We start from the raw sequence: 16,622 nt of genomic DNA on the forward strand, positions 1-16,622 counted from the left end.
GCAACGTGGCGAAGCAAAGTTCTCAGAAATTCATCGCGCGCAACCGTGCGCCTCGAGTGCAGATCGAGTACGACGTCGAGCTTTACGGCGCCGAGAAAAAGGTCCAACTGCCCTTCGTGATGGGTGTGATGGCCGACCTCGCCGGCAAGCCCGCCGAGCCTCTGGCGCCGGTCGCGGACCGCAAGTTTCTTGAAGTGGACGTCGACAACTTCGACTCGCGGCTCAAGGCCATGCAGCCGCGGGTGGCATTCCACGTACCCAACGAGCTGACAGGCGAAGGCAACCTGAGCCTGGATATCACCTTCGAAAGCATGGACGACTTCAGCCCCGCCGCCGTGGCGCGCAAGGTCGACTCGCTGAACCAGTTGCTGGAAGCCCGTACCCAACTGGCCAACCTGCTGACCTACATGGACGGCAAGACCGGCGCAGAAGAAATCATCATGAAAGCGATCAAGGACCCGGCATTGCTGCAGGCCCTTGCGAGCGCGCCCAAACCTGCTGGGGACCAGTAATCATGACCGACAATACCGCCCGCGAAGGCGCCCAGAACCTGGGTACCACCCAAGAAGCCAGCGAGTTTGCAAACCTGCTGCTGCAAGAATTCAAGCCCAAGACCGAGCGTGCCCGCGAAGCCGTCGAGACCGCCGTGCGCACCCTGGCCGAGCAGGCCCTGGCGCAGACGGACCTGGTATCCAACGACGCGATCAAGTCGATCGAATCGATCATCGCCGCCATCGACGCCAAGCTCACCGCCCAGGTCAACCAGGTTATCCATCACCCGGATTTCCAGCAGCTGGAAAGCGCCTGGCGTGGCCTGCACTACCTGGTCAACAACACCGAGAGCGATGAGCAGCTGAAGATCCGCGTGCTCAACATCTCCAAGACTGACCTGCACAAGACCCTGAAGAAATTCAAGGGCACCGCGTGGGACCAGAGCCCGATCTTCAAGAAGATGTACGAGGAAGAATACGGCCAGTTCGGTGGCGAACCCTACGGTTGCCTGGTGGGCGATTACTACTTCGACCAGTCGCCTCCTGACGTGGAGTTGCTGGGCGAGCTGTCGAAAGTCTGCGCCGCCATGCACTCGCCGTTCATCGCTGCCGCATCGCCGACCGTGATGGGCATGGGCTCCTGGCAGGAACTGTCGAACCCACGTGACCTGACCAAGATCTTCACCACCCCGGAATACGCTGGCTGGCGTTCGCTGCGCGAATCGGAAGACTCGCGCTACATCGGTCTGACCATGCCGCGCTTCCTCGCGCGCCTGCCGTATGGTGCCAAGACCGACCCGGTGGAAGCCTTCGCCTTCGAAGAAAACACCGACGGCGCCGACAGCTCCAAGTACACCTGGGCCAACGCCGCGTACGCGATGGCGGTGAACATCAACCGCTCGTTCAAGCACTTCGGCTGGTGCTCGCGCATCCGTGGCGTGGAGTCCGGCGGTGAAGTGGAAAGCTTGCCGGCTCACACCTTCCCCACCGATGACGGTGGCGTGGACATGAAGTGCCCGACCGAAATCGCGATCAGCGACCGCCGTGAAGCGGAGCTGGCGAAGAACGGTTTCATGCCGCTGCTGCACAAGAAAAACACCGACTTCGCCGCGTTCATCGGCGCCCAGTCGTTGCAGAAACCAGCCGAATACGACGACCCGGACGCCACCGCCAACGCCAACCTGGCTGCACGCCTGCCGTACCTGTTCGCCACCTGCCGTTTCGCCCACTACTTGAAGTGCATCGTGCGCGACAAGATCGGTTCCTTCAAAGAGAAGGACGAGATGCAACGCTGGTTGCAGGACTGGATCCTCAACTACGTCGACGGGGATCCTGCGCATTCCACCGAAACCACCAAGGCCCAGCACCCATTAGCTGCCGCCGAAGTGATCGTGGAAGACGTCGAGGGCAACCCGGGGTACTACAACTCCAAGTTCTACCTGCGCCCGCACTACCAGCTCGAAGGGCTGACCGTGTCGCTGCGCCTGGTATCGAAACTGCCTTCGGCAAAAAGCGCGTAAAAAATCGGGACTGGCTCGCTCCCTGTCGGAGCGAGCTTGCTCGCGAAAAACTTGAAGACGCTGCGTTCATCCAGGATGCCCGCGTCACCGTTGACGACCTTCGCGAGCAAGCTCGCTCCTACAGGGGTCGGCGGCGTAAACAAATATCGTGGCTCAGACCACACAGGGAGAAAACATGGCTGTTGATATCTTCATCAAGATCGGCGACATCAAGGGCGAGTCCATGGACAAGGCCCACAAGGACGAAATCGACGTACTGAACTGGAGCTGGGGCATGGCCCAGTCCGGCAACATGCACGTTGGCAGTGGCGGCGGCGCCGGCAAGGTGAATATCCAGGACCTGTCGCTGACCAAGTACGTCGACAAGGCTTCGCCTAACCTGATGATGCATTGCGCCAGCGGCAAGCACATCGACAAGGTCAAGCTGACCGTGCGCAAGGCCGGCGGCGAAAGCCAGGTCGAGTACATGATCATCAACCTTGAAGAAGTGCTGATCACGTCCCTGAGCACCGGCGGCTCGGGCAGCGATGATCGCCTGACCGAAAACGTCACCCTGAACTTTGCCCAGGTGATGGTCGACTACCAGCCGCAGAAAGCCGACGGCACCAAGGACGGCGGCCCGATCAAGTTCGGCTGGAATATCCGTTCCAACACCAAGCGTTGATACGAAGACCCCTGGCGCAGCGCGCCGGGGGTTTTGGTGCTTGCTCGAATTTCGACCTTCCTCTTTTCGGTATCTGAGTCATGGCCAAACCTTCGTTTATCAATTTGTGGAAGGCGTATTCCGATCTTTTGGTAACGCATCCAAACGCAGCCCCTTGCAATGGTCCTTGGGCCAATCAGTGTGCTATCCGCATGAGTCTGGTGCTCAACGCCGAGCTGACCGTCAAGGTCAACAAATCCACCTATACCGAGCCCAAGTGTGCACATGAACACGCCAGGGGTGCCGAGTCATTGGCTAATTGGCTGTGGAAACGGCACCTAGGACGACCCGCCATCCTGGGTAACACCGCCGAAGACCGTCGCACGCTGATGGGCAAAACCGGGCTTATCTTTTTCAAGGATTGTTTCCAGCAATCCGGCGAGTCCCTGGATAACCGTACCGGCGATCATATTGACCTATGGAACCGAGGGATAACCAAAACCGGCGATCTCTTTTCCCGCTCCAGGGCTGTCTGGTTTTGGGAGCTCACATAATGAAAAAACCATTGCTCGCACTCTGCCTGACCATGAACGTGATCAGTCTGAACGCATGCGCCGAACATACCGAACCGCCAACGATCGAGGCTGTATTTGTTGGCCAGCCCCTCAAACTGATCGATGACCAGGGTCAGTGCACGTTAGTCAAACCTGATCAGAGCCGTACAAAACTGGATATGGAATGGCCATGCAGCTTCAGCTTGGATGAGCATCAGAAATTGCGCGTGGAGACATTCAACGGTATCCCTATATTTTCAGTCTGGCGTGTTGAGCACATGCCTGCCCCGAGCCGCGACTGCCTGAACAAAATGCAGGCTATTCGCCAAATCCAAGGGCATCTGGAGGTGGCACCGGTCAGCCTATCGGCATCCTGCGGTTGGGGTGGCGACCAAAAAATGTATGTAGCGCCCTTTACGTGGTAACCGAAATCGCCACCCGCGACCGCCTGCAACCGTCCCTGCTGGACCGGTTGACCGACGACGAGCCGAGCAACCCCAAGGAAAGCGCCGACAAGCGCGTGCTGTCCCTGACCCAGCTCAAAGCCTCGGTGCTGCGGGACCTGGCGTGGCTGCTCAATACCACCTCGCTGCTCAATGCCGATGCCACGCTGCACACCCCGGCCGGGACGTCAGTGATCAATTACGGCCTGCCGGCGCTGGCGGGCAACAGTGCGTCGAGCGTCGATATCAATGCTCTGGAAGCCCTGATCTACCAGGCGATTGCCACCTTTGAGCCGCGCATCCTGCGCCACACCCTGCGGGTCAAGGCGCGTGTGGCCCATGGCGAGATGAACCACAACGCCTTGAGCTTCGAGATCGAAGGCGACCTGTGGGCCCAGCCGGTGCCCTTGCGTCTGCTGCTGCAAACCGACCTGGACCTGGAGTCTGGCCATGTACGCGTGGTCAACGCCGACCAGCGGAGGCGCCCATGAACCCGCGCCTGCTGGAGCTGTACAACCAGGAGCTGCATCACGTGCGCGAGAGCGCCGCGGAGTTCGCCAAGGAATACCCGAAGATCGCCAGTCGGCTGACCCTGTCCGGCATGGACTGCGCCGACCCGTACGTCGAGCGCCTGCTCGAAGGCTTCGCGTATCTCACCGCCCGGGTGCAGCTCAAACTCGACGCCGAGTACCCGACCTTCACCCATAACCTGCTGGAAATCGCCTACCCGCACTACCTGGCGCCGACCCCATCGATGACCGTGGTGCAGTTGCAGGCCGACCCCGATGAAGGCTCCCTGACCAGCGGTTTTCCATTGCCCCGCGATACCGTACTGCGCGCAGCCCTGGGCCGCGAAACCCAGACCTGCTGCGAGTACCGCACCGCCCACCCGGTGATGCTGTGGCCGTTGCAGGTCAGCCAGGCCGATTACTTTGGCAACCCGTCCGCCGTGCTCGGGCGCCTGGCCGCCAGTGAGCCCAAGGCCAAGGCCGGTTTGCGCCTGACCCTGCGCACCGGCGCCGAGCTGCCATTCAACAGCCTGGCCCTGGACAATCTACCGCTGTACCTGAGCGGCGCCGACGAACAGCCGTTCCGCCTCTACGAGCAATTGCTGGGTAATGTGTGCGCGGTGTTTGCGCGCCAACCCGGCGGTGACTGGGTGGAGCGCCTGCCACAGGACGCGCTGCGTTCGCGCGGGTTCGACGACGCCGATGCGGCGATGCCCGTGGTATCGCGAGCCTTCCAGGGTTACCGCTTGCTGCAGGAATACTTCGCCCTGCCCCATCGCTACCTGTTCGTCGAATTCGCCGAACTGAGCCGCGCCGTACAGCGCTGCGATGGCCAGGAACTGGAGCTGATCGTGCTGTTCGACCGCCACGATCCCAGCCTGGAAGGCAGTGTTGGCGCCGCGCAGTTCGTGCCCTTCTGCACCCCGGCGATCAACCTGTTCCCCAAACGGGTGGACCGGATTCACTTGTCCGAGCGGGTCAACGAACACCATGTGATTGCCGACCGCACCCGGCCCATGGACTTCGAGATCCACTCCCTCAGCGCCATCACCGGCCACGGCACCGGGCCGGAGCAACCCTTTTTGCCGTTCTACGCCGTGCGTGATCCGTCGCGCTACGGCCGCGACCAGAGTTACTACAGCGTGCGCCGCGAGCCGCGGGTGCTGTCCAGCGACCAGCGGCGCAATGGTCCGCGCTCCACGTATGTGGGCAGCGAGACCTTTGTCAGCCTGGTGGACAGCCAGCAAGCGCCCTACCGCCACGACCTGCGCCAATTGGGCGTGACCGCGTTGTGCACCAACCGCGATCTGCCACTGTTCATGAGCGTGGGCAACGGCAAGACCGACTTCACCCTGGCCGACAGTGCCCCGGTGCTGGCGGTGCGCTGCGTCGCCGGGCCCAGCCGCCCGCGCGCCAGCCACGCCCATGACGCCAAGGCCTGGCGCCTGATCAGCCAGTTGTCGCTCAACTACCTGTCCCTGAGCGAAGGCCAGGGTGCCGCGGCGTTGCGTGAACTGCTGCGCCTGTATGGCGACAGCAACGACGCCGCCCTGCAATTGCAGATCGAGGGCCTGCGCGAGGTCAGCAGCAAAGCGGTGACACGGCGCCTGCCGATGCCCGGCCCGATCGTGTTTGGCCGTGGCCTGGAAATCACCCTGGAATTTGATGAAAACGCGTTCCGCGGCACCGGTGTATTCCTGCTCGGTGCAGTGTTGGAACGATTCCTGGCGCGTTACGTGTCGATCAACAGTTTTACCGAGACGGTGATTCGTACCACCGAGCGCGGCGAGATCATGCGATGGAAAGCCAAGCCCGGACGGCGTCCGACCCTGTGAGTACCCTGGATGCGATGCATCAGGAGCCCTGGGAATATGACTTCTTCCAGGCGCTGCGCCGTATCGAGTGCGAATCGCCCCAACTGCCGCGCCTGGGGCATTCCCTGCGCCTGGCCGATGACCCGTTGCGCCTCGGGCAACAGGCTGACTGCACCTTCGCCCCGGCCACCCTGGCGTCGGTGAACCCCGGCGGCGACGGCACGCCAGCGCGCCTGGAGCAGTTCTTTTTCGGCCTCGGCGGCCCCAATGGGCCGTTGCCGCTGCACATCACCGAATACGTGCGCGAACGCCAGCGCAACAACGCCGACAGCACCAGCAAGCGCTTCCTGGATGTATTCCACCACCGCCTGTTGACCCTGTTTTATCGGGCCTGGGCCGAAGCGCGGCCGACCGTCAGCCACGACCGGCCCGACGATGATTACTGGTCCGCACGCCTGGCGGCGCTCAGCGGCCGCGGTATGCCCAGCCTCCTCGACCAGGGCCTGATCCCCGATACCGCAAAACTGCACTACAGCGGCCACCTCTCGGCGCAAACCCGCTACCCGGACGGTTTGAAGGCAATTCTCAGCGAGTATTTCGGCTTGCCGGTGGAGATTGAAGAGTACGTCGGCCAATGGCTGGAGCTGCCCGAGCGCAGCCGGGTCAGCGTGAGTGCCAATCAATTGGGCGTGGATTTTTGCCTGGGCAGCCATGTGTGGGACCGCCAGCACAAATTCCGTATCCGCCTCGGCCCCCTGACGCTCGACGACTACATGGGCATGTTGCCCGGCAGCCAGCCGTTCAATGAGCTGGTGGCCTGGGTCACCGAATACCTGGGCCATGAACTGGACTGGGACCTGAACCTGATTCTCCAACAATCGCAAGTGCCGCCGTTGCAACTCAACGGGCAGTTCCGGTTGGGTTTCAACACCTGGCTCGGCCAACCCGGGCAAGACGCCAACGACCTAATCCTGGCCCGGCATTACGCCGATCAAGCCACCACCTCAAGGAATCCAGAGCATGGGTGAAATCAGTCGCGCCGCGCTGTTCGGCAAACTCAACAGCGTGGCCTACAAGGCCATCGAAGCCGCCACGGTGTTCTGCAAATTGCGCGGTAACCCCTACGTGGAACTGGCCCACTGGTTTCACCAGTTGCTGCAACTGCAGGACTCTGACCTGCATCGCATCATCCGCCAATTCAACATCGAGCCGGCACGGCTGGCCCGAGACCTCACCGAAGCCCTGGACCGCCTGCCCCGTGGCTCGACGTCGATCACCGACCTGTCGTCCCATGTGGAAGAAGCCGTGGAACGCGGCTGGGTATACGGCAGCCTGATGTTTGGCGAAAGCCAGGTGCGCACCGGCTACCTGGTGCTGGGCATTTTGAAGACGCCAAGCCTGCGGCATGCACTGCTGGGCTTGTCGTCCGAGTTCGACAAGATCAAGGCCGAGGCCCTGAGCGAGCGCTTTGATGAATATGTCGGTGATTCACCGGAAAACGCCCTGAGCGCCAGCGATGGTTTCAATGCCGGTGCCGTGCCGGGCGAAGCCAGCGGCGCCATGGCCCCCAGTGCCATGGGCAAGCAGGAAGCCCTCAAGCGTTTCACCGTGGACCTGACCGAACAGGCGCGTAGCGGCAAGCTCGACCCGATCGTGGGGCGTGACGAAGAGATCCGCCAACTGGTGGACATCCTGATGCGTCGGCGCCAGAACAACCCGATCCTCACCGGTGAAGCCGGGGTGGGCAAGACCGCCGTGGTCGAAGGCTTTGCTCTGCGCATCGTTGCCGGCGACGTGCCGCCAGCGCTCAAGGACGTGGAGCTGCGCAGCCTGGATGTGGGCCTGCTGCAAGCCGGCGCCAGCATGAAAGGCGAATTCGAACAGCGCCTGCGCCAGGTCATCGAAGACGTCCAGGCGTCGCCAAAACCGATCATCCTGTTTATCGACGAAGCCCACACCCTGGTAGGTGCCGGGGGCGCCGCCGGCACCGGTGATGCGGCCAACCTGCTCAAGCCGGCCCTGGCCCGTGGCACCTTGCGTACCGTGGCCGCCACCACCTGGGCCGAGTACAAGAAGCATATCGAGAAAGACCCGGCGCTGACCCGCCGCTTCCAGGTGGTGCAAGTGGCCGAGCCGTCGGAGGACAAGGCGCTGCTGATGATGCGCGGCGTGGCCTCGACCATGGAAAAGCACCACCAGGTGCAGATCCTCGATGAAGCCCTGGAAGCCTCGGTCAAGCTGTCCCACCGCTATATCCCGGCGCGCCAGTTGCCGGATAAATCCGTGAGCCTGCTGGACACCGCTTGCGCCCGCGTCGCCATCAGCCTGCACGCGGTGCCGGCAGAAGTGGATGACAGCCGTCGCCGCATCGAAGCCCTGGAAACCGAGCTGCAAATCATCGCCCGCGAGCATGCCATCGGCATCGCCATTGGCGCACGCCAAAGCAACAGCGAAGCCTTGTTGAGTGCAGAACGCGAGCGCCTGGCTAGCCTGGAAAGCCGCTGGGCCGAAGAAAAAACCCTGGTGGACGAGTTGCTCGCTACCCGCGCGACCCTGCGCGAGAAAGCCGGCGTTGTCGACAGCGGCAACGACGAGTTGCGCGCAAAACTGGTGGACCTGCAACAGCGCCTCAGTGCCCTGCAGGGTGAAACCCCGTTGATTCTGCCGACCGTGGATTACCAGGCCGTAGCCTCGGTGGTCGCCGACTGGACCGGGATCCCGGTAGGCCGCATGGCCCGCAACGAACTGGAGACGGTGCTCAACCTCGACCAGCACCTGAAAAAACGCATCATCGGCCAGGACCACGCCTTGCAGATGATCGCCAAGCGCATCCAGACCTCCCGCGCCGGCCTCGACAACCCAAGCAAGCCGATTGGCGTGTTCATGCTGGCCGGCACCTCGGGCGTGGGCAAGACCGAAACCGCCCTGGCCCTGGCCGAAGCCATGTACGGCGGCGAGCAGAACGTGATCACCATCAACATGAGCGAGTTCCAGGAAGCCCATACCGTGTCCACCCTCAAGGGCGCGCCACCGGGCTATATCGGCTATGGCGAAGGCGGCGTGCTGACCGAAGCCGTGCGGCGCAAACCCTATAGCGTGGTGCTGCTGGATGAGGTGGAAAAAGCCCACCCGGACGTGCATGAGATTTTCTTCCAGGTGTTCGACAAGGGCGTGATGGAGGATGGCGAAGGTCGGGTGATCGACTTCAAGAACACCTTGATCCTGCTCACCACCAACGCCGGCACCGAGCTGATTTCCCACGTCTGCAAAGACCCGGCAAACGTGCCCGACCCGGAAGACATCGCCAAGGCCCTGCGCCAGCCGCTGCTGGAGATCTTCCCACCCGCCCTGCTCGGGCGCCTGGTGACGATTCCGTATTACCCGCTCAGCGATGTGATGCTCAAGGCGATTACCCGCCTGCAGCTGGACCGCATCAAGAAGCGCGTGGAGAACACCCACAAAGTCGCGTTCGATTATGACGACACGGTGATCGACCTGATTGTCTCGCGCTGCACCGAAACCGAAAGTGGCGGGCGGATGATCGACACCATCCTCACCAACAGCCTGCTGCCGGACATGAGCCGCGAGTTCCTCACACGCATGCTCGAAGGCAAGGCGCTGGCGGGGGTGCGGATCGGCAGCCGGGACAACGAATTGCACTACGACTTCAGCGACGCCGAATAACGACTGCTGGAATGCGCTCAGTGTGGGAGCTGGCTTGCCTGCGATAGCATCACCTCGGTATGACAGACATACCGAGGTGCCTGCATCGCGGGCAAGCCCGGCTCCCACATAGAACAGCTCCCACCGTTGATTCGGTTTCGTCAGTAAAGACGACATTTACGGGACAACCCATGCTTTTCAACCAAGCCTCACGCCTGGCCAAGATCACCAGCCCCCTGGGGCCGGATGTGCTGCTGCTCAATGAAATGGGCGGCGGCGAAGAGCTGGGGCGGCTGTTCAGCTATGAGCTGCAACTGAACTCGTTGGACGCCAACATCGACCTCAACCAGTTGCTGGGCAAGCCGATGAGCGTCGGTCTGCAACTGGCGGACGGTGGCGAGCGGTATTTCCATGGGATCGTCGCGCGCTGCAGCCAGAACATCGACCAAGGCCAGTTCGCCAGTTACCAGGTGACGCTGCGCCCGTGGCTGTGGCTGCTGAGCCGTACCTCCGACTGCCGGATTTTCCAGAACCTGAGCATCCCGCAGATCATCAAGCAGGTGTTTCGCGACCTCGGGTTTTCCGACTTCGAAGACGCCCTGAGCCGGCCGTATCGCGAGTGGGAATACTGCGTGCAGTACCGCGAGACCAGCTTCGACTTCGTCAGCCGCCTGATGGAACAGGAAGGCATCTACTACTTCTTCCGTCACGAGCAGGATCGCCATGTGCTGGTGCTGGCCGATGCCTATGGCGCCCACACCACGGTACCCGGCTACACCTCGGTGCCCTACTACCCCAAGGACGAGCAGCAGCGCGAACGCGACCATATGCACAACTGGCACCTGGCGCAGCAAGTCCAGCCGGGTTCCCTTGAGCTCAACGACTACGACTTCCAGCGCCCCAGCGCCAGCATCGACGTGCGCTCGGCCATGCCGCGCCCGCACACCGCCGGTGATTATCCGCTGTACGACTACCCCGGCACCTACGTCAAAAGCGAAGACGGCGAACACTACGCACGTACCCGCATCGAAGCCCTGCAAACCCTGCACGAACAAGTGGAGTTCAGCGGCAATGCACGGGGCCTGGGCTCTGGTCATCTGTTCAGTCTCACCGGCTTCAGCCGCCGCGACCAGAACCGCGAATACCTGATTCTTGCCGCGCGCTACTACATCACCCAGGAACGCCTGGAATCCGGCGGCGGCGCGGCGTCGGCGCAGTTCGACAGCAGCCTGACCTGCATCGATGCACAGCAGAGCTTCCGCCCACTGGCCAACACCCATCGCCCTGTCGTCAAAGGCCCGCAGACCGCGCTGGTGGTCGGGCCCAAGGGCGAGGAAATCTGGACCGACCAGTATGGCCGGGTGAAGGTGCATTTCTATTGGGACCGCCACGACCAGTCCAACGAAAACAGCTCGTGCTGGATTCGCGTGTCGCAATCCTGGGCCGGGAAAAACTGGGGCTCGATGCAGATCCCGCGCATCGGCCAGGAAGTGATTGTCAGCTTCCTCGAAGGCGACCCGGACCGCCCGATCATTACCGGCCGGGTGTACAACGCCGAACAGACGGTGCCTTACGACCTGCCGGAAAACGCCACCCAAAGCGGGATGAAAAGCCGCTCCAGCAAGGGCGGCAGCCCGGCGAACTTCAATGAAATCCGCATGGAGGACAAGAAGGGCCTGGAGCAGTTGTACATCCATGCCGAGCGCAATCAGGACATTGTGGTGGAGGTGGATGAAAGCCACTCGGTGGGGCATGACCGCAACAAGAGCATCGGGCACAACGAGACGGTGACCATTGGCAACAACCGCCTGCGCATCGTCAAGCAGGAAGACGTGCTCTCGGTGGGCCAGAAGAAGACCGACAGCATCAGCCAGAGTTATGTCATCGAGGTCGGCGAAAACCTGCGCCTGGTGTGTGGGCAAAGCATCCTCGAGCTGAACGCCAGCGGGCAGATCAACCTCACTGGCGTGCAAATCAGCTTCTATGCCAGCGGCGACGCCGAGTTCAACACCGGCGGCGTGCTGCACCTCAACAACGGCGGCGGGCCTGGCGCCACACCGGATGGCCAGGGCATAAAAACCAGCATCGACGCCAACATCAAAGCCGCGTTCCCCACGCCCAAAAGCTCCTGACGAGACCTGTTTGCCATGACGTATCGCATCAACGAATTCCAGTTCCAACTGCCCGCCGGCGAGCTGCAGGACGCAACGATCAATATCCTCAAGTTCCCGGAGCTGGGGACTTCACTGATCGTCAGCCGCAGCTTGCTGGCGCAAGGCGAAACCTTGCACAGCAACTTCGACGACCAGCTCAAGCGCCTGGAAAAACAGGTGCAGGACTTGCGCTGCCTGCCCAGCGTGCCCGTGCGCCTGGGTGCTGCCCAGGAGGTTGAAGGGATCGAGTTGCGCAGCCAGTTCAGCAAGGGCAATGACAAGGTGTTCCAGTATCAACTCGCCCTGGTGTTGCCGGGTACGCGCAAGATGCTCGCCTTGAGCTATGTGAAAGCCGACAAGCTCGGCGATGCCGAAGCGGCGCACTGGGCGACTATCAAAAATTCGCTGTCGTTCGACGTGCCTGCGTGATGGGCATCTTGCATGTCTGACGCGTTATGGGCCGCACGCCTGGGCGATGCGATGGAACACACCTCGATGATGGCCGACATTCTCGGCGGCGTGCTGGAGGTGGCGGCGAACATCGCGATTACCGCACTGGCTACGGCGGCGGTGGTGGCCGCCACCGGGATCACCGTTGTCACGGGCGGGTTGGGGTGCTTCCTGCTGGGCGCGGTGGTCGGCGTGGTGGTGGGCCTTGCGATGAGCAAGAGCGGGGCCGACAAGGGCCTGAGCAATCTATGCGAGGGCATCGGCAACGCGCTGTTCCCACCGACGGTGCAGGCTAACATCCTCACCGGCTCCTTCGACACGCTCACCAATAACATCCCCGCCGCCCGCGCGGCCGGGGCGGTTGTTTCCCATGTGGCACCGGCCGGTACCGAGCTGGAAATGCCGGCACCTGAAGAAGAAGCCAGCTACCTGGACATGGCCGGCGAGTTCTTCTCACAGATGTGGCGCCCCACCGTGGCTTCGCCTGCGCCAGGCACGGAGACCAAGCTGGAAGACCTGGTGCTTTGCATGAAGCACCCACCGATGCCGCCGCAGTTCATGGCCGAAGGCTCGGACAAGGTGACCATCAACGGCCAGCCCGCCGTGCGCAGCGGCGACCGCAGCACCTGCGATGCGAAGGTGGTGTCCTCCGGGCTGATCTCCTCCAACGTCACTATTGGCGGCGGTTCGGTGGTGGTACGCGAGATTCGCAGCGGCAAGACCCCGGGGGTCGGGCTGGCAGTGACGGTGCTGCTGATGCTCAAAGGTGGCAAGGGCAAGTTTTTCAGCAAACTACCTTGCATGCTGGCGGGCGGTGCCGCGTCGATGGCCGTCAGCAGCGCCATGGGCGCAGCGGCCAACGCGGCCATGGGTTCCTCGAACCCGGTGCATGCGGCTACCGGCGCCAAGGTGCTGGGCGATGACCAGGAACTGGATTTCGTCCTGCCCGGCCTGTTGCCGATCGATTGGCAGCGCTTCTACAACAGTCGCGACGAACGCCGTGGCAGCCTGTTCGGCACAGGCTGGAGCGTGCCGTATGAAGTGTGCGTCGAAATCCAGCCCCATCCCGAAGGCGGCGACACCCTGGTCTATACCGACGAACAGGGCCGGCCCATCGATATGGGCGCCATCCCCTTGGGCGGCGCAGTGTTCAGTGCCGGTGAAGGGCTTGCTGTACGGCGCCACCGCGATGGGCCGTTACTGATTGAAAGCGACGACGGTGTGTATCGCCTGTTCGAGCCCACCCCGGCAAACCCGTCGCGGCTGCGCCTCAGCCAACTGGGTGACCGCAACGACAACCGTATCTACCTTGATTATGACGACGCAGGACGCCTGGTGCGGCTGCGCGACACGTTTGATCTGGTGCAGGTCGAACTGATCCGCGACCCGCTGCACGTGGCCCGCCTCGAGCGCGTGTACCCCGATCAACGCCGGGAAGTACTCGCCAGCTACGGCTACGACGCCATGGGCAACCTGGCCGAGGTACGCGATGCCAGCGGCCAGGTGCAACGGCGCTTTGCCTACGACACCGGGCAGCGCATGGTGGAGCACCAGTTGCCCAGCGGCTTGCACTGCTTTTATGAGTGGGCCCTGATCGATGGCCTGGAATGGCGCGTGGTCAAGCATTGGACCAATGAAGGCGATGCCTACCGGTTCGACTATGACTTGCAGGCCGGCACCACACGCATTACCGACAGCTTGCAGCGTGTCAGCACGCGGCACTGGAACAGCCAGCACCAGGTCACCCGCTACAGCGACAACCTCGGCCAGACCTGGTTGTTCGAATGGAACGACGAGCGCCAATTGCTCAACGCCACCGACCCACAGGGTGGCCGCTATGAATACAGCTACGATGAGGCCGGCAACCTCATCGGCGAAACCGACCCCCTGGGGCGCAGCGACTCGACGTTGTGGCTGGAACACTGGGCCCTGCCGTTGGTGCAAACCGACGCCGCCGGCAACAGTTGGCGCTACCGCTATGATCAACGCGGCAACTGCACCGTCGCCATCGACCCGCTGGGCCACGTCACCCGCTATCGCTATGACGCCCACGGCCAGGTCGTCGAGATCATCGATGCCACGGGCAAAAGCAAAAAACTGCGCTGGAACCCGTTCGGGCAACTGCTCGAGCACATTGACTGCTCGGGGTACCCGACCCGGTTCAGCTACAACGAGCAGGGCTTTTTGCAAGTCATCACCGACGCCCTCGGCGAACGTACCCAGTTCCACTACGACGCCCAAGGCCGCTTGCTCAGCAGCCAGTTACCCGACGGCCGTAGCGAGCAGTACCAGCGAGATATCAGCGGCCAACTGACGGCCTACACCGACCCGGCCGGTCACACCACGCGCTATCAACACAACCGCCGCGGCCAGGTGCGCCAACGCACCGATGCCCATGGCCGGCAGGTGCAGTTCGGCTATGACAGCTTTGGTCGGCTGCAAGCGCTGATCAACGAGAACGGAGAACGTTATCGGTTTGCCTGGGATGACGGGGATCGGTTGACGGAACAGCAAGACCTGGACGGCAGCGCCAAGCGTTACAGCTACGACCGCCTGGACAACGTCACCACTGTGACCGCCCTTGCGGCGCCTTATGGTACGGGCCTGGCCGTGGTTCCCGAGACGCCGCCCGCCCCTATCGTGCATCGACTGGAGCGCGATGCCGTTGGCCGCTTGATTGCCAAAACCACTGACGATGGCCGCACGGACTACACCTACGATCCATTGGACCAGCTTACGGACGTGTCCTTCACCGACCTGCAGGGCAATGCCCAAGCCTTGAGCTTTGCCTATGACGCAGTAGGCCAATTGCTCGCCGAGCGCAGTCCGGCCGGCGAGTTGCAACACCACTACGACGAACTCGGCAACCTGATCCAGAGCCAACTGCCGGACGGCCGCTGGCTCAATCGCCTGTACTACGGCAGCGGCCATCTGCATCAGATCAACCTCGACGGCCAGGTCATCAGTGATTTCGAGCGCGACCGCCTGCACCGCGAAGTGCTGCGCACCCAAGGCCAGATCAGCACCCGCAGCGAGTACGACCGCAGCGGCCGCCTGCGCGCCCGCCAACGCCGTCACACCAGCCAGCCGGCGTTGATACCGGCGGCGATACAGAAGCACTTTGAATACGACCCCGCCGACAACCTGATCGGCAAACTCGATCAACAGCCCAGCGCGCAACATCGCCAACTCCTGCACTACGACGCCACCGGTCGCATCATCGCAAGCCAGGACAGCCTGCACGGCCAGCGCGAAACCTTCGCCTACGACGCGGCGGCAAACCTGCTGGACGGCCCACAGTCCGGGGCCGGGCTGGTGGTACACAACAAACTGCTGACCTATCAGGACAAGCGCTACCGCTACGATGCCTTTGGCCGAATGATCGAAAAACGCAGCGGCGCCCGTGGCGTACAACACTTTGCGTACGACGCCGAAAGCCGGCTGATTGAAGTGCGCAATGAAGGCGGCAGCGTGGTGCGCATGACTTACGACCCGCTGGGCCGGCGCATCGGCAAGACCGAACATGGCAGCAATGGTTATCCGCTGAGCGAAACCCAGTTCATGTGGGACGGCTTGCGTCTGTTACAGGAGCATAAACACAGCCAAACCAGCCTGTACCTCTATGAAGACGAAGGCTACCAACCCCTGGCCCGAGTCGATGGCATCGGGGCGCTGCAAAAAATTCGTTATTACCACAACGACCTCAGCGGCTTGCCGGAACAGGTCACCGAGGCAGACGGACACACCCTCTGGCAGGCGACTTATCGGGTGTGGGGCAATACCGTGGAAGAGGTGCGGGAACCTTACTTTATTGAAGAGCAGAACCTGCGGTTTCAGGGGCAGTACCTGGATCGGGAGACGGGGCTGCATTTTAATACGTTCAGGTTTTATGATCCGGATGTGGGGCGGTTTACTACGCCGGATCCGATTGGGCTCTACGGTGGCTTGAATTTCTACGTATACGCACGAAACCCCTTCGGTTGGAATGACCCGCTTGGACTTTCATGCCGCTTGAACTCAGTGGGTAGAACGCCGGGCAAGAAGAGCAAAACTGGCAAAATCGTCATTGCACGTATGCGCGCTGATGATCGCGTCAGAGGGGCAGGAAAAAATATGCAGTTCAGAAGTCGGGTAGATGACGAGTGGTACCCAATCAAGGATGCCGACATGGCGCACCGAACCGATGCTGTCAGATACTGGAACCAGACGGGCGGCTTCCATGGAGCCAAAACCAAGGAAGTACGTGGCTGGATGCGCGACCCGAACAACTATGAGTTGGAACATTACAGCTATAACCGGTCTCAGGGTGCTAGCCTCAAGGATCGATACAGGGACCCAGGCGACTTTATTGGGCCGGCCGAGAAGCCTCGATATCCATAGTG

The 16,622-nt window shown here is 62.1% G+C and carries 12 protein-coding genes; all 12 read left to right on the plus strand.

Annotated elements, in window-relative coordinates; translation table 11 throughout:
• Positions 1 to 5: 5 nt before the first annotated feature.
• The 12 genes from tssB (at position 6) to C5F71_RS12215 (ending at position 16,620) form a co-directional block, all read left to right on the plus strand.
• On the plus strand, positions 6 to 512 hold the full coding sequence (gene tssB / locus C5F71_RS12155) for a type VI secretion system contractile sheath small subunit (RefSeq protein ID WP_010207547.1): 507 nt from the start codon (positions 6 to 8) through the stop codon (positions 510 to 512).
• Between the two features lie 2 nt (positions 513 to 514).
• Complete coding sequence (gene tssC / locus C5F71_RS12160; RefSeq protein WP_104911202.1) at positions 515 to 2,011, plus strand: type VI secretion system contractile sheath large subunit; 1,497 nt, start codon at positions 515 to 517, stop codon at positions 2,009 to 2,011.
• Between the two features lie 175 nt (positions 2,012 to 2,186).
• Positions 2,187 to 2,675, plus strand: a complete 489-nt coding sequence (locus C5F71_RS12170; RefSeq protein WP_029289879.1) for a type VI secretion system tube protein Hcp — start codon at positions 2,187 to 2,189, stop codon at positions 2,673 to 2,675.
• Positions 2,676 to 2,755: 80 nt separating this feature from the next.
• Positions 2,756 to 3,208, plus strand: a complete 453-nt coding sequence (locus C5F71_RS12175; protein WP_104911204.1) for a type VI secretion system amidase effector protein Tae4 — start codon at positions 2,756 to 2,758, stop codon at positions 3,206 to 3,208.
• Positions 3,208 to 3,633 (plus strand): hypothetical protein, encoded by a 426-nt coding sequence (locus tag C5F71_RS12180; RefSeq protein WP_029289883.1) that lies wholly within the window; start codon positions 3,208 to 3,210, stop codon positions 3,631 to 3,633. The genes C5F71_RS12175 and C5F71_RS12180 overlap by 1 nt, the downstream gene beginning before the upstream one ends.
• Positions 3,627 to 4,142, plus strand: coding sequence for a type VI secretion system baseplate subunit TssE (tssE, locus tag C5F71_RS12185; RefSeq protein ID WP_029289885.1), 516 nt, complete (start codon positions 3,627 to 3,629; stop codon positions 4,140 to 4,142). The genes C5F71_RS12180 and tssE overlap by 7 nt, the downstream gene beginning before the upstream one ends.
• Positions 4,139 to 5,995: a type VI secretion system baseplate subunit TssF gene (gene tssF / locus C5F71_RS12190; RefSeq protein ID WP_029289888.1), complete on the plus strand. Its 1,857-nt coding sequence runs from the start codon at positions 4,139 to 4,141 to the stop codon at positions 5,993 to 5,995. Before tssE ends, tssF begins: the two co-directional genes overlap by 4 nt.
• Positions 5,959 to 7,002, plus strand: coding sequence for a type VI secretion system baseplate subunit TssG (gene tssG, locus C5F71_RS12195; RefSeq protein ID WP_104911205.1), 1,044 nt, complete (start codon positions 5,959 to 5,961; stop codon positions 7,000 to 7,002). Before tssF ends, tssG begins: the two co-directional genes overlap by 37 nt.
• Positions 6,995 to 9,658, plus strand: a complete 2,664-nt coding sequence (tssH, locus tag C5F71_RS12200) for a type VI secretion system ATPase TssH (protein ID WP_029289892.1) — start codon at positions 6,995 to 6,997, stop codon at positions 9,656 to 9,658. Before tssG ends, tssH begins: the two co-directional genes overlap by 8 nt.
• Before the next feature lie 170 nt (positions 9,659 to 9,828).
• Positions 9,829 to 11,769: a type VI secretion system Vgr family protein gene (locus C5F71_RS12205; RefSeq protein WP_070994074.1), complete on the plus strand. Its 1,941-nt coding sequence runs from the start codon at positions 9,829 to 9,831 to the stop codon at positions 11,767 to 11,769.
• Positions 11,770 to 11,784: 15 nt separating this feature from the next.
• Positions 11,785 to 12,219 carry a DcrB-related protein gene (locus C5F71_RS12210; RefSeq protein WP_029289896.1) on the plus strand — a complete coding sequence of 145 codons (435 nt, stop codon included), beginning with the start codon at positions 11,785 to 11,787 and terminating at the stop codon, positions 12,217 to 12,219.
• A 12-nt stretch (positions 12,220 to 12,231) separates the two neighbouring features.
• Entirely contained in the window at positions 12,232 to 16,620 is a 4,389-nt protein-coding gene (locus tag C5F71_RS12215) for an RHS repeat-associated core domain-containing protein (protein ID WP_104911206.1), read from the plus strand.
• Positions 16,621 to 16,622: the final 2 nt, after the last annotated feature.

It is taken from the genome of Pseudomonas sp. LG1D9 (assembly GCF_002949995.1).
Classification (GTDB): Bacteria; Pseudomonadota; Gammaproteobacteria; order Pseudomonadales; family Pseudomonadaceae; genus Aquipseudomonas; species Aquipseudomonas proteolytica.

Coding starts and splice junctions, on each gene's coding strand:
- tssC (WP_104911202.1), top strand. CDS start 515: ATGACCGACAATACCGCCCGCGAAGGCGCCCAGAACCTGGGTACCACC.
- C5F71_RS12170 (WP_029289879.1), top strand. CDS start 2,187: ATGGCTGTTGATATCTTCATCAAGATCGGCGACATCAAGGGCGAGTCC.
- C5F71_RS12175 (WP_104911204.1), top strand. CDS start 2,756: ATGGCCAAACCTTCGTTTATCAATTTGTGGAAGGCGTATTCCGATCTT.
- C5F71_RS12180 (WP_029289883.1), top strand. CDS start 3,208: ATGAAAAAACCATTGCTCGCACTCTGCCTGACCATGAACGTGATCAGT.
- tssF (WP_029289888.1), top strand. CDS start 4,139: ATGAACCCGCGCCTGCTGGAGCTGTACAACCAGGAGCTGCATCACGTG.
- tssG (WP_104911205.1), top strand. CDS start 5,959: ATGGAAAGCCAAGCCCGGACGGCGTCCGACCCTGTGAGTACCCTGGAT.
- tssH (WP_029289892.1), top strand. CDS start 6,995: ATGGGTGAAATCAGTCGCGCCGCGCTGTTCGGCAAACTCAACAGCGTG.
- C5F71_RS12205 (WP_070994074.1), top strand. CDS start 9,829: ATGCTTTTCAACCAAGCCTCACGCCTGGCCAAGATCACCAGCCCCCTG.
- C5F71_RS12210 (WP_029289896.1), top strand. CDS start 11,785: ATGACGTATCGCATCAACGAATTCCAGTTCCAACTGCCCGCCGGCGAG.
- C5F71_RS12215 (WP_104911206.1), top strand. CDS start 12,232: ATGTCTGACGCGTTATGGGCCGCACGCCTGGGCGATGCGATGGAACAC.